The organism is Haloparvum alkalitolerans (genome assembly GCF_050122995.1).
Lineage (GTDB): Archaea > Halobacteriota > Halobacteria > Halobacteriales > Haloferacaceae > Haloparvum > Haloparvum alkalitolerans.
In genome coordinates, this window is the sequence record NZ_JBNLIA010000001.1 from 328,441 (window position 1) to 352,876 (window position 24,436).

The 24,436-nt window shown below is 70.5% G+C and carries 22 protein-coding genes; 7 read left to right on the top strand and 15 right to left on the bottom strand.

What is annotated here, in order from left to right:
• Window position 1 precedes the first annotated feature (1 nt).
• Window positions 2–871, bottom strand: a complete 870-nt coding sequence (locus tag ACQE3L_RS01585) for a CbiX/SirB N-terminal domain-containing protein (RefSeq protein ID WP_058365871.1) — start codon at window positions 869–871, stop codon at window positions 2–4.
• 158 nt (window positions 872–1,029) lie between these two features.
• On the opposite strand from ACQE3L_RS01585, the gene ACQE3L_RS01590 reads away from it, so the two are divergent.
• From ACQE3L_RS01590 to ACQE3L_RS01605, 4 genes are all read left to right on the top strand, one after another.
• Entirely contained in the window at window positions 1,030–1,986 is a 957-nt protein-coding gene (locus ACQE3L_RS01590) for a TAXI family TRAP transporter solute-binding subunit (protein ID WP_426962047.1), read from the top strand.
• Between the two features lie 4 nt (window positions 1,987–1,990).
• Window positions 1,991–2,488, top strand: a complete 498-nt coding sequence (locus ACQE3L_RS01595; RefSeq protein ID WP_426962048.1) for a DUF1850 domain-containing protein — start codon at window positions 1,991–1,993, stop codon at window positions 2,486–2,488.
• Window positions 2,479–5,313: a TRAP transporter permease gene (locus tag ACQE3L_RS01600; RefSeq protein WP_426962049.1), complete on the top strand. Its 2,835-nt coding sequence runs from the start codon at window positions 2,479–2,481 to the stop codon at window positions 5,311–5,313. The genes ACQE3L_RS01595 and ACQE3L_RS01600 overlap by 10 nt, the downstream gene beginning before the upstream one ends.
• Before the next feature lie 405 nt (window positions 5,314–5,718).
• Window positions 5,719–6,234, top strand: coding sequence for a DUF7523 family protein (locus ACQE3L_RS01605; RefSeq protein ID WP_426962050.1), 516 nt, complete (start codon window positions 5,719–5,721; stop codon window positions 6,232–6,234).
• 33 nt (window positions 6,235–6,267) lie between these two features.
• Here the strand turns inward: ACQE3L_RS01605 and ACQE3L_RS01610 are convergent, their stop codons facing one another.
• Window positions 6,268–8,238 carry an ABC transporter ATP-binding protein gene (locus ACQE3L_RS01610; RefSeq protein ID WP_426962051.1) on the bottom strand — a complete coding sequence of 657 codons (1,971 nt, stop codon included), beginning with the start codon at window positions 8,236–8,238 and terminating at the stop codon, window positions 6,268–6,270.
• 174 nt (window positions 8,239–8,412) lie between these two features.
• Between ACQE3L_RS01610 and ACQE3L_RS01615 the strand changes: the two genes are divergently transcribed.
• The gene (locus tag ACQE3L_RS01615) at window positions 8,413–9,567 is read left to right on the top strand and encodes an acyl-CoA dehydrogenase family protein (protein WP_426962052.1); all 1,155 of its coding nucleotides are present in this window, start codon (window positions 8,413–8,415) and stop codon (window positions 9,565–9,567) included.
• Window positions 9,568–9,594: 27 nt separating this feature from the next.
• On the opposite strand, the gene ACQE3L_RS01620 is transcribed toward ACQE3L_RS01615, so the two are convergent.
• Together ACQE3L_RS01620 and ACQE3L_RS01625 are read right to left on the bottom strand one after the other, a co-directional pair.
• Window positions 9,595–9,963, bottom strand: coding sequence for a methylglyoxal synthase (locus ACQE3L_RS01620; protein ID WP_058365866.1), 369 nt, complete (start codon window positions 9,961–9,963; stop codon window positions 9,595–9,597).
• A gap of 104 nt (window positions 9,964–10,067) precedes the next feature.
• Window positions 10,068–11,996, bottom strand: a complete 1,929-nt coding sequence (locus ACQE3L_RS01625) for a beta-CASP ribonuclease aCPSF1 (protein WP_426962053.1) — start codon at window positions 11,994–11,996, stop codon at window positions 10,068–10,070.
• Between the two features lie 252 nt (window positions 11,997–12,248).
• On the opposite strand from ACQE3L_RS01625, the gene ACQE3L_RS01630 reads away from it, so the two are divergent.
• A complete protein-coding gene (locus ACQE3L_RS01630; protein ID WP_426962054.1) occupies window positions 12,249–12,791 on the top strand; it encodes a DUF7984 family protein in 543 nt (180 codons plus the stop codon).
• A 30-nt stretch (window positions 12,792–12,821) separates the two neighbouring features.
• Here ACQE3L_RS01630 and ACQE3L_RS01635 read toward each other — a convergent pair whose 3' ends face one another.
• The 10 genes from ACQE3L_RS01635 to ACQE3L_RS01680 all read right to left on the bottom strand — a co-directional run bounded on the left by ACQE3L_RS01635 (window position 12,822) and on the right by ACQE3L_RS01680 (window position 21,982).
• Entirely contained in the window at window positions 12,822–13,814 is a 993-nt protein-coding gene (locus tag ACQE3L_RS01635) for an NAD-dependent epimerase/dehydratase family protein (protein ID WP_426962055.1), read from the bottom strand.
• Window positions 13,815–13,898: 84 nt separating this feature from the next.
• Window positions 13,899–15,119 carry an MFS transporter gene (locus tag ACQE3L_RS01640; protein ID WP_426962056.1) on the bottom strand — a complete coding sequence of 407 codons (1,221 nt, stop codon included), beginning with the start codon at window positions 15,117–15,119 and terminating at the stop codon, window positions 13,899–13,901.
• Between the two features lie 175 nt (window positions 15,120–15,294).
• Window positions 15,295–15,981 carry a hypothetical protein gene (locus tag ACQE3L_RS01645; RefSeq protein ID WP_426962057.1) on the bottom strand — a complete coding sequence of 229 codons (687 nt, stop codon included), beginning with the start codon at window positions 15,979–15,981 and terminating at the stop codon, window positions 15,295–15,297.
• 181 nt (window positions 15,982–16,162) lie between these two features.
• Entirely contained in the window at window positions 16,163–17,305 is a 1,143-nt protein-coding gene (locus ACQE3L_RS01650) for a pyridoxal phosphate-dependent aminotransferase (RefSeq protein ID WP_426962058.1), read from the bottom strand.
• The gene (locus ACQE3L_RS01655; protein ID WP_426962059.1) at window positions 17,302–17,790 is read right to left on the bottom strand and encodes an Lrp/AsnC family transcriptional regulator; all 489 of its coding nucleotides are present in this window, start codon (window positions 17,788–17,790) and stop codon (window positions 17,302–17,304) included. Before ACQE3L_RS01655 ends, ACQE3L_RS01650 begins: the two co-directional genes overlap by 4 nt.
• A 77-nt stretch (window positions 17,791–17,867) precedes the next feature.
• A complete protein-coding gene (locus tag ACQE3L_RS01660; protein ID WP_426962060.1) occupies window positions 17,868–18,305 on the bottom strand; it encodes a hypothetical protein in 438 nt (145 codons plus the stop codon).
• 12 nt (window positions 18,306–18,317) lie between these two features.
• On the bottom strand, window positions 18,318–19,853 hold the full coding sequence (locus ACQE3L_RS01665; RefSeq protein WP_426962061.1) for a uracil-xanthine permease family protein: 1,536 nt from the start codon (window positions 19,851–19,853) through the stop codon (window positions 18,318–18,320).
• A gap of 236 nt (window positions 19,854–20,089) precedes the next feature.
• Entirely contained in the window at window positions 20,090–20,572 is a 483-nt protein-coding gene (locus ACQE3L_RS01670) for an RNA-binding protein (RefSeq protein ID WP_426962062.1), read from the bottom strand.
• A gap of 13 nt (window positions 20,573–20,585) precedes the next feature.
• Window positions 20,586–20,810 carry a DUF1918 domain-containing protein gene (locus tag ACQE3L_RS01675; RefSeq protein ID WP_426962063.1) on the bottom strand — a complete coding sequence of 75 codons (225 nt, stop codon included), beginning with the start codon at window positions 20,808–20,810 and terminating at the stop codon, window positions 20,586–20,588.
• Window positions 20,811–20,914: 104 nt separating this feature from the next.
• The gene (locus tag ACQE3L_RS01680; protein ID WP_426962064.1) at window positions 20,915–21,982 is read right to left on the bottom strand and encodes a phytoene/squalene synthase family protein; all 1,068 of its coding nucleotides are present in this window, start codon (window positions 21,980–21,982) and stop codon (window positions 20,915–20,917) included.
• A gap of 188 nt (window positions 21,983–22,170) precedes the next feature.
• On the opposite strand from ACQE3L_RS01680, the gene ACQE3L_RS01685 reads away from it, so the two are divergent.
• On the top strand, window positions 22,171–23,319 hold the full coding sequence (locus ACQE3L_RS01685; protein ID WP_426962065.1) for an acyl-CoA dehydrogenase family protein: 1,149 nt from the start codon (window positions 22,171–22,173) through the stop codon (window positions 23,317–23,319).
• 402 nt (window positions 23,320–23,721) lie between these two features.
• Here the strand turns inward: ACQE3L_RS01685 and ACQE3L_RS01690 are convergent, their stop codons facing one another.
• Window positions 23,722–24,321 (bottom strand): DUF5789 family protein, encoded by a 600-nt coding sequence (locus tag ACQE3L_RS01690; RefSeq protein WP_426962066.1) that lies wholly within the window; start codon window positions 24,319–24,321, stop codon window positions 23,722–23,724.
• Between the last annotated feature and the right edge of the window lie 115 nt (window positions 24,322–24,436).

A 24,436-nucleotide genomic window follows, 5' to 3' on the forward strand; every position in this document is an offset into this window, starting at 1 on the left:
GTCAGTCCCCCGTGGCGACGCGGGTCGTCTCGCGCACCGACTCCAGCGCGTTCTCGACGTCCGCGCCCGCGTCCGCGGCGCGTTCGAGCACCACGTCGGCCAGCAGCGGTTCGGTGCCGACCGCGCCGGCGTACCAGACCCGGACGCCGTCGACGGTGGCGGGCACGTCGTAGCCCTCGCGGTAGTCGTCGGTGAGGCCGACGTCCTCGGGGATGTCCTCCTGCGTGTGGAAGCCGTCCGCGATGAACAGCGGGACGAGCACCACGTCGTCGCTCTCGAAGAACTCGGGGAGGTCGTCGACCTCGGGGTCCTCGTCCATGTAGAGCGCGCGGACCTCGTCGAAGCGGTCCAGCTCGCGGATGCGGTCGGCGTGGTACTCGATCGCCTTCGCGGAGTTCTCGTTGCGCTCGGTACCGTGGCCCACGACCGCGAAGCCGAACCCCTCGCCTACGTCGGGGTCGCCGGTCACCGTCTCCGCGCGCCGGACCAGCACGTCCGTCATCGCCTCGTGGGTCCCCACCGGGCCGCAGTAGTGGACCGTCTGGCCGGTGTCCGCGGCCGTCAGCGTGGCCTGGTCCGCGGAGAGTCCGTCCGACCCCCACTGCTCGACGTCCCACCCCGAGAGGCGGAGTTCGCGGGGGATCACCTGCTCGGTGAAGTACCCTTCCGAGACGAACAGCGGGACGACGTACACCTCGTCGGCCTCGGTCGTCCTGAGCACCTCCCGGAGGTGCGGCTCCTCCTTCCAGAAGCCGGTTCGCACCTCGTCGAACGCGCCGGTCGCGCGGATCGTGTCCGCGTGCCGGTAGGTGGGCGTGCTCGAATCCGGATTGAGATGAGACCCGTGAGCCACGATGACGAGCGCCTGCATGTCCGGGAGAAGGGTCGCGCTCTCCTTAGGGACTTCGGAGCCGGCGGCCGAGCGCGTCCGCTGTACAGTCGGTTGTTACCTATTCGCACTATTTTCGAAGAGATCGGTCTTCATCATGCGATATCCCTTTATCATATCGAGTCATATTCCACGATTGCATGACGAACACTAACTTCGGCGCGAACCGCCGAGACGTACTCAAGGGTATCGGCGGGGCCGGACTCGTCGGTCTCGCGGGCTGTACCGGCGACAGCGAGGGCGAGCAGATCTCCTGGCACGCGGGCGGCCAGTCGGGGACCTACTACCCCCTCTCGAACGAGTTCAAGACGGTCGTCGACGAGGAGACCCCCCACTCGCTGACGGTCCAGTCGACGGGCGCGTCCGTCGAGAACGCCGGGAGCCTCGGCTCCGGCGACGCGGACTTCGCGCTGCTGCAGAACGACATCGCGTACTTCGCCGCCAACGGGACCGGCATCGACGCCTTCGCCGACAGTCCCATCGAGAACCTCCGCGGCGTCGCGACGCTGTACCCCGAGACGATCCACATCGTGGTCCGCTCGGACGCGGGCATCGAGTCGCTGACGGATCTGGAGGGGATGTCAGTCAACACCGGCGACCTCGGATCGGGGACGCAGGTGAACGCGCTCCAGATCCTCGAGACCGTCGGGATCACCGAGGAGGACTTCGACGAGCAGAACGCCGGCTTCGGCACCGCCGCGGACCAGCTCCGCGACGGCGACGTGGAGGCGGCCTTCGTCGTCGGCGGCTGGCCGGTCGGCGCGGTCGAGGACCTCGCACAGACCGCGGACGTGGAGATCCTCAGCCTCGACCAGTCCACGCGCGACGAGATCAAGGACGCCGCCTCGTGGTTCGCGGACGACACCATCCCCGGCGGCACCTACGAGGGGCTCGAGTCGGACATCAACACCGTCTCCGTGCAGGCGATGATCGCCACGCGCGAGGAGTACTCGGCGGACGTGGTCGAGGCGGTCACCGCGGCCATCTTCGACAACCTCGACGACCTGACGATCAAGACCGACTTCATCAGCGTCGACTCCGCGCAGGACGGCATGTCGATCGACCTGCACGAGGGCGCGGCCCGCTACTTCGAGTAGCGCCGTGAACGCGCGTACGGCCGCAGTCGTGCTGCTGCTTGCCGCGCTGCTCGCGGGCGGGACCGCGGCGGCCGTCGCGCACCCGGACTCCCCGCTCACCGAGCGGGTCATCGTCGTCGAGTCGAGCGACGGCGAGACGCTGATCGAGAGCGACGCAGAGGGGTTCGTGCTGTCGTACACCCACAGCGTCGAGAAGACGCCCGTCATCGAGACGTACGAACGCCGCGACGGTCGGCTCGTGATGACGCGGATGGAGTTCTCCTCGTACGGGGCGGGCCTGCCCGCACAGGCGGACGTGGAGCGGACCGGCAACGGCTCGTTCGTCTTCGCGCCGAACGACTCGACCGGGGAGCTGTACGTCAAACCCGGCCGGATCGCGGGCCACGAACTCCGGATCGACGGGGAGACCCACGACCTCGTCGCGCTGTCGAACGCCGAAACCGTGCGCATTTACGTCGGGACGCGAACCACCCTCCGTCCAGAGATTTTCCAATGGGATTGAGCGACGACACCGGCGCCGAGACGGACAGCACCGACCGACGCGACGGCGGCCGTCGCGACGAGGACCGCGGGGCGGCCGGCCGCCCACGGACGGACGGGGGAGCGCCCCCCGACGCCGGGCGAGACGGGCCGGACGGACCGGACGGACCGGACGAGGGCGATCCCGAAGGTCCCGACGTCGACCCCGACGAGGCGGCGCTCTCCTCGGAGGAGACCGAGGAGCTGCTGGAGGAGATCGAACGCAAGCGGTCGCTGTCGACAGTGGCGGCGCTCGTGGTGGCGGTGCTGGGGATCGCCTTCTCGGCGTTCCAGGTGCTGATCGCCGCGTTCAGCTTCACCGCTCGAATCACGCTGCCCGTGGTCGGCGAGGTGGAGCTGTTCGCGCTCCAGTCGCTGCAGGCGAACACGGTCCACGTCGCCTTCGCGCTCGTGCTCGCGTTCCTGCTGTTCCCGACGAGTCGGGGTGACGGGGCGGTCGCCCGCCGCCTCGGCGCGCTCGCGGACGCGGTCGCGGCTCGGACCGGCGAGACGGGCGCGGCCGCGGTCGAGCGCGTGCGGGGCGCGGCGCGCTGGTTCGCCGTCGACGCCGACGGCGACCGCGTGACGCCCGCGGACGTGACGATGATCGGACTGGTGCTCCTGACGCCGCTGTACGTCGTCGGCGAGTTCCAGGAGATCGCCGACGTCATCCGGCGCTTCGGGCTCCGCCGGGCGCGCCCGGTCCAGGAGGTGTACCCGTTCTTGGAGGCGCCGGTCTCGCTCCTGAGCGCGGTCGGCGTGCCGCTCGGGGAGATCCCCTACGCGATGCTGGTCGCGGCGATCGGCGTCCTGCTCGTGCTGGAGGCGACGCGGCGCGCGCTCGGGACGTTCCTCGCGTCGCTGGTGGCGGCGTTCATCGTCTACGCGATGTTCGGCCACTACATCCCGCGCGGGCTCCCGCTCGTGGGGATCTTCGCCATCCCGGAGCTGGCGCTGTCGAGCATCCTGCGGGACCTCTGGTTCACCGACCAGGGCGTGTTCGGCATCCCCGTCTCCGTCTCCGTGCGGTTCATCTACATCTTCATCCTCTTCGGGGCGTTCCTGGAGACCTCCGGCGCGGGCAAGTGGTTCATCGACTTCGCGTACGCGCTGACGGGCGCGCGCCGCGGCGGCCCCGCGAAGGCCTCCGTCGTCGCCTCCGGCTTCATGGGGATGCTCTCCGGCTCCTCCATCGCCAACACGGTGACGACCGGCGCGTTCACCATCCCGCTGATGAAACGCTCCGGCTACTCGCCGGAGTTCGCGGGCGGGGTGGAGTCGTCGGCCTCCTCCGGCGGCCAGATCCTGCCGCCGGTGATGGGCGCGGCCGCGTTCCTCATCGTCGAGTACACCGGGACGCCGTACAACGACGTGATCGTCGCCGCGGCGGTGCCCGCCATCGCCTTCTTCTTCGGGATGTGGATCATGGTCCACCTCGAGGCCGCGCGCCACGACATCGGCGGGCTGGCGCGCGAGGACCTCCCGCGGGTCCGGTCGCTGATCGCCCGCGGCTGGTTCTACCTCGTCCCCATCGGCCTGCTGCTGTACTTCCTCGTGATCGTCCGGCTCTCGGTGGGCCGGTCCGGCTGGTACACGATCCTCGCGATAATCGCGCTGATCACCTTCGTCGCGGCGTACAACCGCCGGAACCGCCCGTGGCTCGTCGGCGGCGTCGCGCTGGCGTTCCTCGCGCAGACGGCCGCGTACGCGACCGCGGGCGTGAGCGCCCCGGCGCTGGTCGGCGGCGAGTCGGCCGCCGCGCTCGCCCCCGCCGCCGCGCTGGCGGCCGCCGCGGGCTCGCTCGGCCCGATAACCATCGTCGTCTCCATGGCGGTCCTCCTGGTCCGGCCCGCGAGCGAGTCGTCGCTTCTGGAACTGGACGAGTCGGTCGACGACAACGCCGAGACGGTCGCCGAGGCGGTCGGCCGCCCGGGGCTCGCCGACAACCAGGCGTACCGCATGGGCGCGTTCGTGATCACCTCGATGGAGTCGGGCGCGCGGACCGCGACCACGGTGGTCGTCGCCGTCGCGGCCGCGGGCGTCATCCCCGGCGTCATCAGCGTCTCGGGGCTCGGCCCGAACCTCACGTCGCTGATCACGACGCTGTCGGGCGGGTCGCTGATCCTCCTGTTGATCATCGCCGGCATCTCGGCGCTCATCCTCGGGCTCGGCATGCCGACGACGGTGATGTACATCCTGCTGATCGCGACGCTCGGGAGCGCGCTGGAGGGGCTCGGCATCCCGCTGCTCGCGGCGCACCTGTTCGTGCTCTACTTCGGGCTGATGGCCGACGTGACGCCGCCGGTCGCGGTGGCCGCCTACGCCGCCGCGGGCGTCGCGAAGGCCGACGAGTGGGCGACCGGGAAGATCGCCTTCCTGCTGTCGCTCAACAAGGTGCTCGTCCCCTTCGCGTTCGTGCTCTCGCCCGGCATCTTGCTCCTGCGCCAGGGCGAGGAGGGGATCCGCGTCATCGGGATCGAGGACGTGCTCGACGTCGGCTTCTTCGTCCCCGAGGTCGTCATCCCCATCGTCGGCATGTTCGCCGGCGTGTGGGCGCTCAGCGTCACCATCATCGGCTACCTCGACGACGAGGTTCCGACCGGCGCCCGCGTCGGCTTCGGCGTCGTCTCGGTGCTGCTGATGGCGCCGGCGCTCCTGTTGACGCCCGCCGGCACCCTCGCCGGACTGGCGGGGATCGACGTGGCTCTCTACACGGTGACGACGGACGTGGCGACGCGCGCCGTCGGCGCCGCCGGCCTCGTGGCGCTGGTCGCGACGACGCGCGAGTCCGGCCTGCTCGCGCGATAGGCGGGGGGACAGTCACTCCCGAAGCGATTCGGCCATCCCCCGCCTTTCACCGACGCTCGAGGTGGTGCTTTTGGACTCCGAGCCCTGGCGTTGGGATGCCGATGCGCTCGCGGTGCCGTGCTGTCGGCGCGCGCGAGAAACGCGCGCGAGGGAGCCTACGGAGACGGCCGCGCCGCGGTGCGGTGCCGTCCGCGCGGCCGTCTCCGTGGCGAGGGTGGGGAGGGGTGAGGCGGCGGTGCGGTCGCCGTGCTGTGCGGGGCTTTCTGGACGTTGCTGTTCCAAGCAGCAGGATCGACAGCAGACGCATCGCCGCGTCAAAACTTGCGCTCGAAGTAGGGGACCGAGAGAACCGCCGACACGTACGGCGGCGAAACGACCAAGAGCCGTCCCGTCGAGGCTCCGCGCATGTCGCTCGCAGCCGAGACCCGCGAGGCCGCCCGCGCGCGACCGTTCCTGACCGCGGCGCTGCGCGCGGGCGTCGTCAACTACACCGCCGCCGCGGAGTGGCTGGTCGCGGACGCCGCCCTGGAGGGCGAACCCGAGGCGGTCGCGACCGCGCTCCGTCGGTTCGCGGAGGACTTACCCGCGCGCTCGGTCGAGGGACGCCGTGCGAGCGTCTCGATGCACGGCGGCGTGGGGATCGAAGAAGATCCGGACGCGGCCGAGAGCGGGATCGCCCCCGTCCTGCGCGTGGGCGACGCCGCAGTGGTCGAGGACGGCGACCACACCGCCATCGTCGCGCGCGGCGAGGTGGACGCGGCCGCCCTCGCCGCGGTGCTGGCTCGACTCGGGACCGCCGAGGTCCCGGTCGCGGCCGCGAGCGTCGCCGCCGAGGCGCTGACGGTCGTGGTCGGCCGCCGCGACGGCGCGACCGCGGTGCGACTGGTGGAGGAGGCGCTGGAGCGCGTGCCGAGCGAGTAGGGCCACCTCCGTCCTCGACCGAGAGGGGGCGACTCAGTCGTCGTTCCCGTACCCGCGGTCGACGTGCCGCTCGCGGGCCTTCTCGACGAACTCCTCGGGGAGTCCCTCGATCTCGCCGGCCTGCACGCCCCAGAGTTTGGCGTAGAGGCCGTCCGCGTCGATCAGGTCCTCGTGCGTGCCGCGCTCGACGACCGCGCCGTCCTCCATCACGAGGATGGTGTCCGCGTCGCGGATCGTCGAGAGGCGGTGCGCGATGGCGAAGGTCGTGCGCTCCTCGGAGAGGCGGTCCAGCGAGCGCTGGATCAGCATCTCCGTCTCCGTGTCGACCGCGGAGGTCGCCTCGTCGAGCACGAGGATGGCGGGGTCCTGTAGCACCGTTCGCGCGATGGCGATGCGCTGGCGCTGACCGCCGGAGAGCTTCACGCCGCGCTCGCCGATCCGGGTGTCGTACCCCTCCGGGAGCGCGTCGATGAAGGCGTGCGCCTCTGCTGCCTTCGCCGCCTCGATCACGCGCTCGCGGAGTTCCTCGCTCTCCACGTCGTGGTCGACGCCCGCGAACCGGCCGTACCTGATGTTCTCGGCGATGGTGCCGTCGAAGAGGTAGGTGTCCTGCGAGACGTACCCCACCGAGGAGCGGAGGCTCTCCAGCGTCACGTCCCGGATGTCGTGGCCGTCGACCCTGATCTCGCCCTCCGTCACGTCGTAGAGCCGGAGCAGGAGTTTGAGGAGGGTGGACTTACCCGCGCCGGTGGGGCCGACGAGCGCGACCGTCTCGCCCGGCTCCGCCTCGAAGGAGACGCCGTCGACCACGTACTCGTCGGCGTCGGCGGGGTCTTCGAGGGGGGTCTCGGTGTAGCCGAAGGAGACGTCGTCGTACGCGACGCGCCCCGCGACCTCGCCCAGGTCCACCGCGTCCTCGTCGTCCGCGATGCGGACCGGCACGTCCATCAGCCCGAAGACGCGCTCGGAGGAGGCCTTCGCGTTCTCGTACTGGTCGACGATGTTCGACACCTCCGCGAGCGGCGCGACGAACTGCTGGGTGAGGAAGACGAACGTGATGAACGTCCCGACGGTCAGCGTCGACGTGAACGGCCCCGGCGGGCCCGCGGAGAGCCACACCCCGCCGACGACGAACGTCACGGCGAACGCGAGCCCCGCGAGGAACTCCATCCCCGGCCGGTAGAGGTAGTTGAGCCGGAGGATCGACATCGTCTGTCGGAAGTAGTCGTAGGAGGCGTTCGCGACGCGGTCGGTCTCGTGGTCCTCGGTGTTGGAGGTCTTGACCAACTCGACGCCCGAGAGCGCGTTCTCCAGCGCCGTGTTGAGGTCGCCCACGACGGATCGCTGCTCCACGTACCGCGGCTCGACGGCGCGCATGAACCAGAGCGTGAAAAGCACCATCAGCGGAACGGCGGTCAGCGTCACGAGCGCGAGCTCGTGGTTGTAGTAGAAGAGGACGGCCGCGATGCCGAGGATCATCACGCCGAGGCGCGCGGAGTTCTGGAGCGCGTTGTCGAGGAAGACCTCCAGGTTGGAGGCGTCGTTGTTCAGCACGGACATCACCTCGCCGGTCTGCTTGTCGTCGAAGAAGGTCATGTCCAGCCGCTGCATCTTCTCGAAGGAGTCGGTCCGGACGGCGTGCATCACGCGGTGGGCGAAGTTGTTCGCTGCGACGCCGTACACCCACGTGAACACCGCGGTCGTCAGGAAGGAGCCGACGATGAGCGCCGCGGAGAACCGGAACTGCGCGGCCGACTCGGTCGGGAGCCACGCGTCGGGGAGGAGCGGGAGGGTGTAGGCCCCGTCGCCCGCGAAGACCGCGTCGACCGCGACGCCGAGCACGACCGGCGGGACCAGACTCGCCACCCGGGCGACGACGTTCGCCACCATTCCGAGCACGAGCCAGTGGAGTTCGTCGGTGCCGTACTCCCGGAAGAGCCGCGAGAGCGGCCGGTCCACCTGGTCGCGGTAGACGTCGAAGACGTTCTCCTCCTCGGCAGTCATTGCCTGTCGGACGACGGGGGAAGGGATGAATCCGGCGACTTCGGCGGCGCACGTGGGGGATCGGTGACGGACGGCCGTACGGGCCTCTCGACGGATCGGGAGCGGACTATTAACTCCGCCATCGTTCATCGTCGTTTGCGAATAGCTAACACGACTGGCTTTCGAGTGTCGACCATGGAGTTCGCACTCTCCGACGAGCAGCAGCAACTACGGGACGAGGTGCGGCGGTTCGCGGACAACGAGATCAAGCCCGTCGCGAGCGAGCACGACGCCGGGGAGTCGTACCCCCACGGGGTGATGGACGCGGCCGCGGAGATGGGGCTGCTCGCGCCGCACGTGCCGGTCGAGTACGGCGGCGTGGGCTACTCGGCGCTGGAGAACGCCATCATCACTGAGGAGCTGTTCGCGGCCGACCCCGGCGTGGGGCTGTGCGTCTCCAGCGCCGGCTTCGGCGCTGAGGCGCTGATCGAGTTTGGCACCGACGACCAGAAGGAGCGCGTGCTCCCGGAGGTGACCGCCGGCGACGCGGTGATGGGCTCCGCGATCAGCGAGCCGCAGGCCGGCTCGGACGTGACCTCGGTGGCGACCCGCGCCGAGAAGGACGGCGACGAGTGGGTGATCAACGGCTCGAAGATGTGGATCACCAACGGGACGGTGGCCGACTACTTCGTCGTGGTCTGCGAGACCGACCCCGAGGTCGAGGACCGATACTCGGGCTACTCGCAGATCCTCGTGGAGGCGGATCGGGACGGCCTCACCCGCGAGAAGATCACCGGCAAGCTCGGCATCCGCGCGAGCGACACCGCGGAGCTCCGGTTCGACGACGTGCGCGTCCCCGAGGAGAACCTGATCGGCCAACGCGGAATGGGCTTCCTCCAGCTGATGCAGTTCTTCGACGAGACGCGGACCGCGGTCGCCGCACAGGGCGTCGGCATCGCCCGCGGCGCGGCCGAGCGCGCGCTTGCGTACGCCGAGGAGCGCGAGCAGTTCGGCCGCCCGATCGGCGACTTTCAGGCCATCGAGCACAAGCTCGCGGAGATGCACACGAACACCGAGGCGGCGCGCTGGCTCACCTACCGCTCCGCGTGGGCGGTCGACGAGTCGCCCGACGACGTGACGATGCTCGCGTCGATGGCCAAGGAGTTCGCCTCCCGGACCGCGGTCGAGGTCGCGAACGAGGCGGTGCAGGTCCACGGCGGCGCCGGCTTCGTGAACGACCACGACGTCGAGCGCTTCTACCGCGACTCGAAGATCACCCAGATCTACGAGGGCACCACCGAGATACAGAAGAACATCATCGCTCGCGAGCTGTTCGATAAAGGGTTCTAGCTCACGCGCCGAGAGGGATTTTGAGACTCACGCGTCGAGTAGCCCCTCGACCAACAGCGTCGCGGACGCGAGGTTCGTCGCCAGCGGCACGTCCATCACGTCACAGACGCGCAAGAGCGCGGAGATGTCGGGCTCGTGGGCCTGCGCGGTCAGCGGGTCGCGCAGGAAGACCACGCCGTCGAGTTCGTCGGCCGCGACCATCGCGCCGATCTGGAGGTCGCCGCCGAGCGGCCCCGACGCCTGTCTGTCGACGTCGAGACCGACCGCCTCCTGTAACCGCTTTCCGGTGGTTCCGGTCGCCACGAGCTCGCACTCGCGGAGCGCGGACTCGTGGTCAGCGGCGAACTCCAGTAGCGTCGGCTTCTCCTCGTCGTGGGCGATGAGCGCGAGGCGCATGCGTGAGCGTGTGCGACCGCGAACATAAATGGGGGCGGCCGCGGGGCGATCGTCGTGACGGCGAGGCGGGCACGGGGATCGAAACGGCGACTCTCGCGGACGGCTTACTTGAACCGGAACGTCTCGAGGTTCTTCGGCGCGAACGTCCGCATGTTGTAGTCGTGGTACAGCGAGGAGGAGAGGTCCTGGACGGAGCTCTCGTCGCCGTGGACGCACAGCACCTTCTCCGGGCGGGGCTGCATCGTCTTCACGAAGTTCTCCAGCCCCTGCCGGTCGGCGTGACCGGAGAACCCGTCGACCGTCTCGACGTTCATGTTGAGCGTGAGCGTCGAACTCCGGCCGCCGTCGTTGCCCCAGTCGGAGACCGGGATCTCGTCCCAGCCGTTCTGAATGCGGCGGCCGAGCGTCCCCTGGGCCTGGTAGCCGACGAACGTCATCGTCGAGTCGTCCTCGCTCCCGAGGTGGCGGAGCCACGACATGATCGGACCGCCCTCGACCATGCCGGAGGTGGAGAGCACGATGCAGGGGCCGCCGTCGGCGACCTCCTGTCGCTCCTCCTCGCCGCCGTCGATGTGGTTGAACTGGTCGGCGAGGAACGGGTTCTCGTCCTCGTGGAAGATGCGGTCGCGGAGGTCGTCGCGGAGGTACTCCGGGTAGGTGGTGTGGATCGCGGTCGCCTCCCAGATCATCCCGTCGAGGTGGACCGGCATCTCGGGGATGTCGCCCTCGCGCATCGCCTCCTCCAGCACGAGCATCAGCTCCTGGGACCGGCCGACCGCGAACGCCGGGATCAGGACCTTCCCGTCGCGCTCGTAGGTCTCGTTGATGACCTTCTTCAGCTTGCGCTCGGAGTCTTCCTGGTCGGTCTGGTAGTCGTTGCGGCCGCCGTAGGTCGACTCCAGCACGAGCGTCTCCACGCGCGGGAAGTCGTTGACGGCGCCGTTGAACAGGCGCGTGTCCTCGTAGTGGATGTCGCCGGAGAAGGCGACGTTGTAGAGGCCGTCACCGATGTGGAAGTGCGTGACCGAGGAGCCGAGGATGTGGCCCGCGTTGTGGAACGTGAGCTTCACGTCCGGCGCCACGTCCGTCACGTCGCCGTACTCCAGCGGGATGGTGTGTTTGATCGCCTCGCGCACCTGCGCGGACTCGTAGGGCGGCGTGCGCCCCTCCTTGGCGGCCACGTCGAGGTAGTCGAGCTGCAGCAGGCCCATCAGGTCCCGCGTGGGCTCCGTCGTGTAGATCGGGCCGTCGTAGCCGTACTTGAACAGGAGCGGGATCAGCGCGGAGTGGTCGAGGTGGGCGTGGGTGAGCACGACCGCGTCGATGGTGTGCGCGCCCGCGCCGAGCGCCTCGGGCACCTGGAGGTAGGGGACCTCGCCCTCGGCGCCGGGCTTGTCGCCGCAGTCGATGAGGATGCGCGTCTCGGGCGTCGAGAGGATGAAGGAGGCGCGGCCGACCTCGCGGCAGCAGCCGAGCGTGGTGATCCGGACCCACTCGTCGTCGGACATCTCCTCGCGGTGGATCTGGCGGCCGACGCGCTCGAGGAAGTCGCGGCGCTCCTCGCGCTCCTGTTTCAGGAAGTTCCGCACGTTGGAGACGGTGGAGGACTCGATCGGCGGCGTGCGGACGACCTCCGCGTTCCAGCCGACCTTCTGGGTGATCTCCCGCAGCGTGGAGCCGCGGCGGCCGATCACCATGCCGGGCTTCTCGGCCTCGATCAGCACCTCGCCGGTGTCCTCGTGGAAGTCGAGGTCGGTGACGCCGGCCTCGTCGGGGACCACCTCCAGCACGCGCTCCTCCGCCTCGCTCGGCGGCGCGAGCGTGTCGGGGTCGGGGCGGACGGTGATGCGCTTCCGGAGCCTGGAGGCCAGCCGTCGGATGAGGTCGCCGTCGCCGGCGAACTCCTTCGGGTGGCGGGTGTAGACGACGAGTTCCGGTCCCTCGTACTTGACGTCGGTGACCGTGATGTCGTCGGGGATCTCCTGTTCGATCTCGGATTTCAGTTCGTCGAGTTGCTTGTCGACTTGACTCATATCTCAAATGGTGCTCGCACGGAGGCGAGAGAGCGGACCCTCCCGGCCGCGGGTCGACCGTCACGTGGCCGCGGGAGAGACCGGCGGCCCCGGGTAGACGGACCTGACGCGGACGGGCAAGGCATAGTGGCTAATGTGTCCGTAACTGCGATTGCGGGAAGGGTCAGCGAAAACCCGCTTAGATGGTCGTAATCCCCGGGCGTTATAAAAGCCTTCGCAAACTGCAAACGCTTCCCGCCCCAGGCTCTCGGTATGCGTCTCACACCGGAGTCCGTCGCCGCCGAGCGCGCGTGGGTCCGCGACCGCGCCCCCGTCGTCGTCCCCCTGATCAACGAGACCCGCGGCGTGCTCGAGGAACTGTTCGCGACCGAGGTCGACCGCGTCGCCCCCGACGAGTACCGCGCGGAGGTGGACGCGGTGTTCGCGGACGGCGACCGCGCGGTCAACGTCGCCGCGTACGTCGGCCTCCTGCGGGACCTCGACGTGGCCGGCGACTACCCGGGGTTCATCGTCGACGAGGTGCTCGGCCGCGAACTCGCGGGCACGGTCGCCGGCGGCCAGCCCCTCGCGCTGCTCGCGGAGGCGACGTTCCACGTCGCGGACGTGCACACGCACGGCGAGACGGGCGGGGACGCGAGCGCGGGCGGCCACGACCCGGCCGGCGAGGCCGACCCCGCGGGCGCCGACGACCTCGACGCCGCGCTCGCGGCGGGGTTCCAGACCCGGCTCCCGGGGTGGGAGTGGCGGGAGTCGCCGAGCCCCTTCGCGGTCGGCCCGGACGACCGCGACGGATAGCCGGCTCGCCCCCGCCTGTTCCACCGGCTCCTACATCGTCTCCAGCACGCCCAGCACGCGCTCCTCGTCCTCGCGGCCGGGGTCGTGCTCGCTCCCGTCGCGGTCGGACTCCAGGTGCTCCGCGACGGTCGCCGCCATCGCCTCGTCGAGGGGCGTCGACTCCCAGCCGAGGGCCGACAGCTTGCAGGTGTCGAGGACGTGCGGGTAGTCGCGGTAGAGGACGAAGTCCTCCGGTTCGAGGTCGCCGGCCGCGAGCGCGCCCTCCCCGGCGGTGACGACCTCGCAGTCGGTGTCCATGGCGTCGGCGATCAGCTCGACCGTCTCCGCGAGGGTGACGACCCGCCGGTCGCCGACGTTGTACGCCTCGCCGGGCTCCCCCTCCTCCGCGACCGTCCGAAGCGCGGCCGCCACGTCCTCCACGTACGCGCGGTGCCAGACGTTCTGGCCGTCGCCGGGGACGACCACGCGGTCGTGACTTGCCACGCGGTCGATCCAGTAGTCCAGCCGCTCGGTATAGTCGTGCGGACCGTAGACGATGCAGGGGCGGACGGCCATCGCGTTGACCCCCTCCGCGGCCGCCTCGAAGACGATCCGGTCGCCCTCCGCCTTGCGGTTGCCGTAGGTGTCGTGGTCGTCGCTGTCGGCCTGTTCGGGCGTGCACTCGCACAGCGGCGTCTCCCCCTCGCGCTTCGGGATCTCCTCGCGGGCGTACGCCGACCCGGAGGAGATGTAGACGTAGGCGTCCACGTCCGCGAACACGTCGACCGCCTCCTCGACGTCCGCCGGGTAGTACGCGACGCAGTCGACGACGACGTCCGGCTCCGCGGAGAGCTTCGCCGTCCGGAGGTCCGTGCGGTCGGTCCGGTCCCCCTCGATGTGGGTCACCCGTTCGTCGTCCGCGAAGGGGTTCTCGTGGTTGCCGCGGTTGAGCATGGTCACCGCGTAGCCGTTGTCGAGCAGGTCCTGGACGGTGTGTCGGCCGATGAAGCGCGTGCCGCCGATGACGAGCGCGGTGTCGGTCATACCGGCCCTCGGCGGTCGCGGGACAAAAGCGTGGGCGAACCGGAACGCGGGGCCGTGAGGAGGGCGGCGGATCGGCAGGTCCCCTCACCGCTCGACGGGGTCGGCTCCGCCGAGCGCCAGCACGCCCGCGACCAGCAGGAAGCCGGCGCCGAGTCCCGCCACCAGCGCGACCGGTCCCGCGAGGTCGGCCGCGTAACCGGCGACGGGCTTCAGCGGGGCGCGCACCAGCGCGTACACCAGCGAGGCGGCGCTCAGGACGGTCGCCCGCCCGCGGGAGCCGGTCCGGTCGTTGAGGTACTGGTTGACGAGCGGCTTGTAGAGCGCCTCGCCGCCCTTCATGCCGAAGAAGGCGGGCAGCGCGAGCAGCGGGACCGCGACCGGGGCGAGAAGCAGCGCCGCGACGAGGACGGGCACGCCCAGCAGCGCGCGGCGCGCCCCGACCCGGTCCGCCACCGCTTCGGCGTGATAGCTCGCGGTCGCCGCGAGCGCCGCGAACCCGGCGTAGGCGACGCCCAGCGTCGCCGCCTCTGGGACCGCGGCAAGCGGGCCGGCGGCCGCGGTAGCGCCCTCCAGCACGCCGACGGTGATCGGTTGGATGTAGGTGTCGGCCGTCCCCACGACCGCGAAGAAGAGCGCGACGAACGGCACGAACGCGCGCAGCGCGGGCGCGAGGAACTCCGCCCGGATCAGGCCCAGCGCCTCCCGGACGCCGAGCGCCTCGCTCGCGGCGGGGTCGCCGAGCGCCTCGTTCTCCGGCAGCGACAGCACCGCGGCCACGCCGAGCGCGTGGAGGACCGCCGCCGCCACGAACGGGTAGGTCGGGTGGCGCACGTACAGCAGGCCGCCCGCGACCATCGCCAGCGCGGACCCCCACTGGTTGGCCGCGCCGCCGCGTCCGCGGACGCGCGTGAACGACGACTCGTCGGTGCGCTCGCGGAGCGTCTCGTAGAGCCACGCGTCGGCTGTCCCCGACCGCAGGGAGAGCGCGAGCGCCCACAGCGCGTAGAGGGCGACGAACGCGAGGAACGTCTCCGCGACGACGAACCCCGCCACCGACGCCGCCATCGCGGCCATGCCGACCGCGAGCGCGTTCCGGCGCCCCACGCGGTCGGCGAACCCGCCGGTCGGCACCTCCAGCGCCGCGACCAGCACCGCGGAGACGGCGCCGAGCGTGCCGATCTGGGCGAACGAGAGCCCGTTCCACAGCAGGAACAGCGTGAACACCGGCCAGATGAACCCCGCCGAGGCGGTCAGCTGATAGGCGTAGTAGGCCCGGATCACGGGGTCGTGAACGTCCGAAGCCATCGCGTCGGCGGAGGCGACGGCGGGGGGACGGAAAGGTACTTCCGGACGCGGATTTATGTAGCCTGATCGTCAGAACTCCGGTCGGCAGAAACCCGGTCGGCAGAAACCCGGTCGGCAGAAACCCGGTCGGCAGAAAACTCCGGAGTCGCGGCTCGAGCCCCGACCGCGGCGGGCCCTACCGCTCCGCGAGCATCCGAACCACGATCTGCAGGACGTGGACGAAGACGCCGGCCACGGCGACGTAGAGCCCGACAGCCTGCAGCGAGACGGCCTGGACGCGACCGTCGCGCACGCGCCACATCTCCCAGCCGAGTCGGAGCAGGAAGCCGAGCATGATGAGGACGAAGCCGACCAGCAGCACGGGCGTGAAGAAGCTCCCCACGAGGACCCCGCCGAGGCCGCCGAGGAAGGCGTACGTCGACCACTTCCCGTAGTGCTCGAAGGTCGTCCCGGCGCGGGCGTAGACGTACCCGCCGATCAGCGCGGTCATCGCGGCCGTGACGACCGCCGCGACGCCGAGCACGAGCGCGCGCGAGTCGGCCGGCACGACCGAGAGCACGCCCGCGCCGAAGACGCCGAACGCGCCCTGTAGCACCGCGACGCCCGCGAGGGCGAGCCCGACGTTGCCGCCCTCGATGCCCCGCGCTGCGATCGACTCGCCCGCGTAGATGGCGGCGCCGTAGACGACCGCGCCGAGGATCGGAATCGCGAACAGGTAGTCGTTGACGGCCGCGAGCGGCGTGACGGCGACGACGTACATCACCAGCACGTTCAGCGCCATCAGCGCCGCCGCGGTACCGATGACCTTCCAGTCGCGACCCGACAGCAGGAACCCGCGGTCGGTCGCCGTTTCGTAGCTCATGCACGGGCGGTCGCCGTCCAGTCACTAAAAGCGCGTGGCCGGCCGTGCGCCGACCGGCTTCGTGTGCATGAGCCGACAGCGGCTCTCGCTCGCGGTACGTCACGTCCTCGCGGCCGCGCCCCGTCAGAACGTTCCGGGAGCGTCGGTGGAGCCCGACGCCTCCCCGAACCGCGAACGGACGTCAGTCACGGTCCGCGAGGAACGCCTCGATCCGGTCGGTCGCGGCCTTCAGCTCGCGCATCGAGGTGGCGTAGGAGACGCGGAGGTGACCCGCGCCGCCCTCGCCGAAGACGGAGCCGGGGACGACCGCGACGCCCTGCTCCTCCAGCAGGTCCTCCGCGAACTGCTCGTCGTCGCCGCCGGGTTGCGGGAACGCGTAGAAGGCGCCCTTCGGCTCGAAGCAGTCGAGGCCCATCTCCGCGAACCGCGAGTGGACGTAGTTCCGGCGTCGGTCGTACTCCGTGACCATCTCCGCCACCTCGTCGTCGCAGGAGCGGAGCGCCTCGATCGCGGCGTACTGGGCCGTGGTCGGCGCCGACAGCATCGTGTACTGGTGGATCCGGTTCATCGCGTCGATCGCCTCCGCGGGCCCCATCGCGTACCCGAGCCGGAGTCCCGTCATCGCGTACGCCTTCGAGAAGCCGTTGATGACCACCGTGCGCTCGCGCATCCCGGGCTGGGTCGCGATGGAGTCGTGGTCGGAGCCGTAGGTGAGCGCCGCGTAGATCTCGTCGGCGATCACCCGGATGTCGTGCTCGCGGCAGAAGGCGGCCACGTCGGCCAGCTCGTCGGCGTCCATCGTCGCGCCCGTGGGGTTGTTCGGGTAACAGAGCACCAGCAGGTCCGCGTCCTCGGCGCCCGCCTCCCTGAGGACCTCCGGAGTGAGCACGAAGTCGTCCTCGGCGCGGGTCCGGACCGGCAGCCGCTCGCCGCCCGCGAGGTCGACACCCGGGCCGTAGGAGATGTACGCCGGCTCGTGGATCGCGACCGTGTCGCCGGGGTCGACCAGCGCGCGGAACGCCAGGTCGACCGCCTCGCTCGCGCCCGTGGTGACGACGACCTCCGACTCGGGGTCGTACACCTGGTCGTACCGCCGGTGATGGTCCGCGACCGCCTCCCGCAGCTCCAGCATGCCCCGGTTGGCCGTGTAGGAGGTGCGGCCGCGCTCCAGCGAGTCGATGGCCGCGGTGCGGGCCGCCCACGGCGCGGAGAAGTCCGGCTCCCCGACGCCTAAGGAGATCACGTCGTCGCGGGCCTCCGCCAGTTCGAAGAACTTCCGGATCCCCGACTCCGGGAGGTCCCGAGCGCGCTCCGAGAGCCTCATGGAGACACGGAGAGCCGGTCGTCGTCGTCGCCGTCCTCGAAGCGGATCCCGCCGTCCTTGTACGTCTCCATGATGTAGTGGGTCACCGTCTGGGTGACCTCCGGCATGGGCGCGACCTGCTCGGAGATGAACCGGGAGACGTCCTGCATCGAGGCGCCTTCGACCTCGACCGCGAAGTCGTAGTCGCCGGAGACGAGGTGGAGCGCGTGGGTCGCGGGGAACTTCGCGATCCGGTCGGCGATCTCCTCGTAGCCGGTCTCGCGGTCGAGTTCCACGTTCACCTCGACGACCGCGCGCACCTTCTCCTCGTCGGTGCGGTCCCAGTCGACGACGGCCTGATAGCCGTGGACGACGCCCTCGCGCTCCAGCGAGGCGATGGCGTCGGCCACCGCCTCCTCGTCGAGACCGGTCTGTGCGGCGATGTCCGCGAGGCTCTCGCGGGCGTTCGTCGTCAGTACGTCGAGCACCTCCCGCTCGTCGTTCATACCCCGACGACGGAGCCCACCCCTAAAAGGGGTAGCGACACGCGCAAGGCTGGCGGGCGAGGTCGACCGGGAGCCGCTCACCCCCCTTCCGCCCGCGCCGCGTCGAGCGCCGCTCCGACCGCCGACAGAAATCGCTCCGGCTCCGCGGGATACAGCGTCAGCGGCTTCGGCCGTCCGCGGACCCGAACCCGAACGCGGTCGCGGCGGCGCCACGTCACGAGAAGGCTGCCGAGTCCCGCGAGCGCGAACGCCGCGCCCGCGACGGGGTTCCTCGGGACGGAGGCGAGGCCGAACGCCACGACGGCGAGGCCGAGCAACACGAGGTACCAGTCGACGCGGCGGTGGGTCACCTCCTCGACGCGCGCGAGCGAGACCGCGACGGGGTCGCCTCCCTCGTTCGCGTCGCCGACCAGCAGACGCTCGTCGCTCACCGAGAGCGCGCCGCGCCGGCGGTCGCGGCCGCGGTAGCGCGGCCGCGCGCTGTCCCCGGTCCCCGACGAGTCGGCGGCGCTCACGGGTCCGAGGGGCTACTCCCGGAGGCGTTCGAGCGCGGTGTCGAACGCCTCGTCGCCCTCGGAGATCGCCTCCCACTGGTCGAGGCCGCGCTCCTCGCGAGTGCCCGGGATGGTGTTGTCGAGCAGCAGGGCGACGATGCCGCCGACGGCCATCCCGGTCGACCCGACGACGTAGACCGTGTCCGCGACCACCTGCGCACCCAGCACCGGGCCGAGGACGGCCACGCCCGCCATCCCCTCGCGGAACGCCGCGACGCCGCCGACGGTGCCGACGTAGGCGGGGACCGCGAGGCCGGCGAACAGCGCGAGCCCCACGGTGAACACGTTGCGCTGCGCGTCGAGGTCGACGTACTTCAGGTTCGAGAGGCCGACCGCGGCGATCTGGCCGAACATCGCGACGAACAGCCCGCCGACGATCGGCGACGGGATGGTGACGATGAGCTGGCCGATCGGACCGACGAAGCCGACCACGATCATCACGACGGCGCCGACCTGCACGACGAACCGCGAGGCGACGCCCGTGATGCCGATGGCGCCGATGTTCTCGGAGTAGGAGGTGGAGCCGTTCCCGGTGCCCATGATCCCCGCGACGACGTTGCCGATGCCCTCCATACCGATGCCGTGGTCGACGCGCTTCTTCGAGGGCGCGCCGACGCCCGCGAGCCGCGCGACCGCGAAGTAGTCGCCGTAGCTCTCGATCATCGAGGCGACGATGCCCGCGAACATCCCGACGACGAACGCGCCGGTGAACTGCGGCGCCCCCCACTGGAACGGCGTCACCGCGAGCAGCAGGGGGACCTCGGTCGTCCCCGAGAGGTCGACGTAGCCGGGCTGTCCGGTCGCGTACACGCCCGCGAGCGAGAGCGCGAGGGCCAGCAGGTACGCCGCGACGACGCCGAGCAGCACCGGGAACAGCCGCGCGTACCGGCTGTAGGCGTCGAGGTACTGCGAGAAGGCGACGATGGCGACCAGCGTGAACCCGAGCAGCCACCAGTTCTGTCCCGCGGTGGCGATCTGCGGCACGTCGAACAGCGACAGGCCGATCAGGACGATCACCGGCGCGACGACGACCGGCGAGAGGTACTCCTTCAGCCGTCCCATCAGGCCCGAGTAACCGACGACCACCTGCACGAGCGCGGCCGCGATGATCGCCCCCTGGAGCTCGCGCATCGCCACCTCGAAGGGCCCGCCGACGGCCGCGACCACCGCCAGCGCGGGCGCCAGCAGCGCGAACGAGGCGCCCTGCACCAGCGGATAGCGGTTCCCCACCGTCGTCTGGAGCAGGGTGGCGATCCCCGAGACGACGAAGAAGGTCCCGACCAGCTGTGCCGCCTGCGCGTCGCTCGCGCCCATCTCGCCGATCAGCACCAGCGGGACGGCGACGTTCGCCCCCACCATCGTGAGGTAGTGCTGGAGCCCGAGCGCCACCGACTCCCCGAGCGGCGGTCTGTCCTCGATGCCGTACTCCACGAAGGAGGCCGCCTCGCGCTCGCCCGAGCGGCCGCCCTCCACCGTCGCGCCTCCGCGGTCGTTTCCGTCCGTGCTCATTTTTGTCTCTGCCCGGCGGCGGCCGCGGCCGCGCACGCGTCCGTTCCCGACCGTCCTCCGTAACCGGTCACGGTCGCGACCCCGCCCGGCGATTCGCTCGGTGGTCCCGGGACGACGCTCATAAATCTGCCGAGGTCCGCTCGGATTGGGGGAAAAACTGGCGGCGACGCGACCGGTTGCGGCCGACCCGCCGCGGCCGCCGGCGACTCGTCGGACGCTTATCGTTCGTCGGACGCTTATGGTTCGTCGGGCGCTTCCGTCTCGTCGGTCTCCAACTCTTCGACGTCGATCCCGGCGAGATCGGCGATCAGCTCGCGGGCCGTCTCGACCGCTCGGGGCTTCTTGGCGGGATATGCCTCGACCTTCGCGCGGAGGGTGAGCCCCGGGCCGAGCCGCACCTCGTCGCGGAAGGCGGCCTGTTTATCGAGCCGCAGGAACAGCGAACAGTTGTCGTCGACGCGCCCGTCGAGTTCGGTCAGCACGCGCTCGATGTCGTCCAACTCGCTCACGCGTCCCAGCACGTGGCGCATCTCGTCGGCGCGCTCGAGGCGCGCCGAGAGCACGACGATCCGGTCGCCGTGGTGGCCGACGTTCTCCACGCGGTCGATCTCGAACTCGTCCGGGAGGAACGCGCAGAGCGCCTCCTCGACGCGCTTCTCGTCCTCCGTGGCGTAACAGAACGTCCGGAGGTCGACGTAGTGGAGCGGGACGCGGGGCATCTGGGTGGGCTGGCTACTCCTCGTCCGTCTCGTCGTCGGCGTCTTCCTCGTCCGCGTCGCCCTCGACCTCCTCGAGGTCGTCGGCCGGCACGCCGACTTCCTGTCCGTCCTCGAAGCTCACGGTGTACGTCGCCTCGCCGAACATGGACTCGACGACCTGCGTGACCGTCCCGGCCTCGCCGTCGAACTCGCTGTGTTTGTCGTGCAGCACGACCTCGTCCTCCTTCTCGAAGCTCATGGCCGTTCGTTCCCGCGGCGCGGTTAAAAGCGCGCGGATTCGTCACCCGTGGAGGGCGGCCGAAGGACGGCCGAAGGGCGGCCGGAGGGCGGGTCTTTCGCTGCTCAGTCGGCGAAGCCGGCGGCGCGGTGGTACGGCGTGCGGGCGATGGTCTCGCGGAGCTCCGAGAGCGACTCCCGGCCGGCCTCGCTCGCGACGTTCATCACCGCGAACACCTCCTGTCTGGAGATCTTCACGCCGGTCTCGGTGAGCGCGTCCTCCGGCCGCGAGCCGAGCTCGCGGAGCGTGCCGACCGCGAGCAGGTAGGGGACGCTCCAGGCGGCCATCGTGTTGCCGTGTCTGAGCGGCATCGTCTCGAGGTACGCCTGCGCGTCGTCGAGGAACGAGCGGGCGTGGTCGGCGGTGCGGTCGACGACGCGGGCCGAGGACTCGCGGTTCTCCGGGGCGACGATCTCCTCCTGCGGGACGCCCTCGTCGGCCAGCCACTCGGCGGGGATGTAGACGTTGTTCTCCTCCGTGTAGTCGTCGTAGACGTCCTTCGAGACGTTGACGAGCTGGAGCAGGAGCCCGAACTCCTCGGCGGTGTCGTAGAGGCGCTCGACGCGGTCCCCGTCCACGTCGCCGCGGGTCAGCAGGTTGGTGATCAGGGTGCCGACGGTGCCGGCCGCGTAGTAGCAGTACTGCTCCAGCTCGGCGCGGTCGTCGATGCGCAGCCCGCCCTCCCCGGCGTGCCGCTCGACGAACATCGCCATCCCGTCGACCATCTCGCGGACCGGCGGGACGACCGCCTCCCGCACGTCGCGGGGCTGGTCCTCGAAGGTCGCGACCACCGTCGGCGACTCCGCGACGACCGCCCAGTCGTCGTTCCGCTCCGCGGGCGCCGGGATGTGCGGGTCGACCGCGCTCCGGAACTCGCCGATGGTGGTCGGGTCGTCCGGGTCGAGCACCGCGTCGTAGGTCCGCAGGATCTCCGCCTGCTCCGCGGGCGGGATGTGGCCGGCGTCCTCGACGGTGTCGGCCACGCGACAGAGGAGGTACCCGAGACAGATGTGGCTCGACATCGGCTCGTCCAGCACGTCGACCGTCAGCGCGAAGGTGCGCGAGACGCCCTGCACGGCCTCGTGGCACCACGCGAGGTCGGGTTCTCCTGGGGAGGGGTCGCGTCCGCTCATTTAGCTATCGGTCCTTATGGAAGCAGACATAAAAAGTGTCGTGGGCCGTCCGAGCGCCGCGGATCGGTCCGGATCCACCCCGCCGACCGTCCGAGGGCGCCCCTGCGCCGCCGACCCGGTCGCCGCGGCCGGTCCCACATCAAAGACCGTGTAGTAACTCATAAGGACGCCCGACGGGGAGAACTCGTATGGACTTCACGCTCTCCGCCGAGCAGAAGCAGATCCGCGACACCGTCGCGGAGTTCGTCGACGAGGAGGTCGAACCCCGGGCCGCCGAGATCGACGCGGAGGACGAGTTCCCCGCCGATCTGGTCGACCAGATGGCCGACCTCGGGCTGATGGGCATGCCGTTCCCGGTCGAGTACGGCGGCGCCGGCCTCGACTACCACAGCTACGCCATCGGACTGGAGGAGATCGCCCGCGGCTCCGGCGGCCTCGCGACCGTCGTCGCCGCCCACACGTCGCTCGCGGGCAACATGATCTACGCCTTCGGCGACGAGGCGCAGAAGGAGACGTTCCTCACGCCGCTCAACGAGGGGGCCGACGTGGGCGCGTTCGCGCTCTCGGAGGCCGGCGCCGGCTCCGACGTGCCGGCGATGGACACGACCGCGGAGTACGACGCCGACACCGGCGAGTACGTCGTCAACGGCGGGAAGCTCTGGATCTCCAACGGCTCGGTCGCGGACACGGTCACCCTGTTCGCCAAGACGGACCCCGACGCGGGCCGGAAGGGCATCTCCTCGTTCGTCGTCCGCCCCGAGGAGGACGAGGGGTTCATCGTGGAGGGGACGGAGAAGAAGCTCGGCGACAAGGGCTGTCCGACCGCGGAGCTCCGCTTCGACGACATGCGACTGCCCGAGGACCGCCTGCTCGGCGCGGAGGGCGACGGCTTCGTGCAGGCGCTCAAGACGCTCAACGGCGGCCGGATCACCATCGCGGCGCGGTCGGTCGGCATCGCGCGCGCCGCCCTGGAGGACGCCGTCGAGTACGCCGGCGACCGCGAGCAATTCGACCAGCCCATCGCCGACTTCCAGGCGATCCAGCACAAGCTCGCGGACATGGACACGAAGGTGCAGTCGGCCAAGCTGCTGATGCACAGGGCCGCGGACAGGAAGATCCGGGGCGAGGACTACATCAAGGAGGCCGCGCAGGCGAAGCTGTACGCCTCGGAGATCTCCCGCGAGGTCGCCAACGAGGGGATCCAGATCCACGGCGGCTACGGCTACACGACGGACTTCCCCCTGGAGCGCTACTACCGCGACGCGAAGCTCAACGAGATCTACGAGGGGACGAGCGAGGTGCTCCGGAACACGATCGCTCAGCAGCTGTTGGACTGAGTACGGGTCCTTCGCACCTCTCTCGAGGGATTCACAGGAAACCACTGGCAGACTCAGAGATCGGCCACGGCTATCCGTTCAGTGACCGTCGGTTGGTCGGTCGATCGTCGCGGCGGCGCGCGCGAGGAACGCGCGCGAGGGAGGGCGCGGGCCGGCCGCCTGCTGTGCGGTTCGCGGCCGGTCCGCGGCCGAGGCTGGGGAGGTGCGAGGCTGCTGTGCGGTCGCGGTGCCGGCTGGGGCTTTCTGGACGGTGCTGACCCGAGTGGCAGGATCTGTACCAAAACCAGATCAGGAGTGGAGAGGGCCGGCGCGGGATTTCGAGCCGGATACCCCCGCTATCGGCCCCTCCTCGTCACCCGCCACGCGCCATGGAACGGGCCCGAGAACGACCGCGAAGCGCTCTCAGACCCCGAGCCACTCGTCGTTCCGCACCTCGTAGCCGTTCTCTCGACAGAACTCGGCGGCCCGGCGGCGCACGTCCCGCGAGCCGGGCGCGGCCTCCTTCTCCTCGGTCCGTTCGACGATCCAGTCCGCGATGGCCCGGATGCCCTCGTCCTCGTCGGTCGGACTTATCGCTTCAAGCTCCCGGAACGTCCGCGCGTAGGCGTCGCGCTGGGAGTCGTCCAGCGACGCGTACGGGAGCGCATCGACCGCCTCCACGACGCGCTTCATCGCGCGGGCCACCGACGGGCGCTGGACGCGCACGCGCACCGCCTCCGGGGACGTGAAGGTCTCGCCGTCGGCGTCCGGAACGAGGTCCGCGACCGCGTGGCTCCCGTCGGTCGCCTCGATCTCGCGGTCGCCGACCGTCTCCACGATCTCGCGGCCCGTCGCCGGGAAGGCGACGGACTCGAGGTCGGCCTCGAAGTACGCGAGCTCGCCGGGGGCGACCGGCGGCTCCGCGTCGTCCCAGCGGTCCATCTCCGCGGCGATGTCCCGTTCCCGCTGGCGGCGGTCGGCGTTGCGCGCCTGTTTCTCGCGACCGTCCTTTGTGTCTGCCATCCTCGGCGCTTCGCGCTCCCGCCGGATATGTCTATGGGCCGTGTTGACACACCGTCTTTCGGGGCGCCGTCTGCGGTCGTCGCCCCCGCTCGCGTGCGGCCGGACCGCGCTTCCG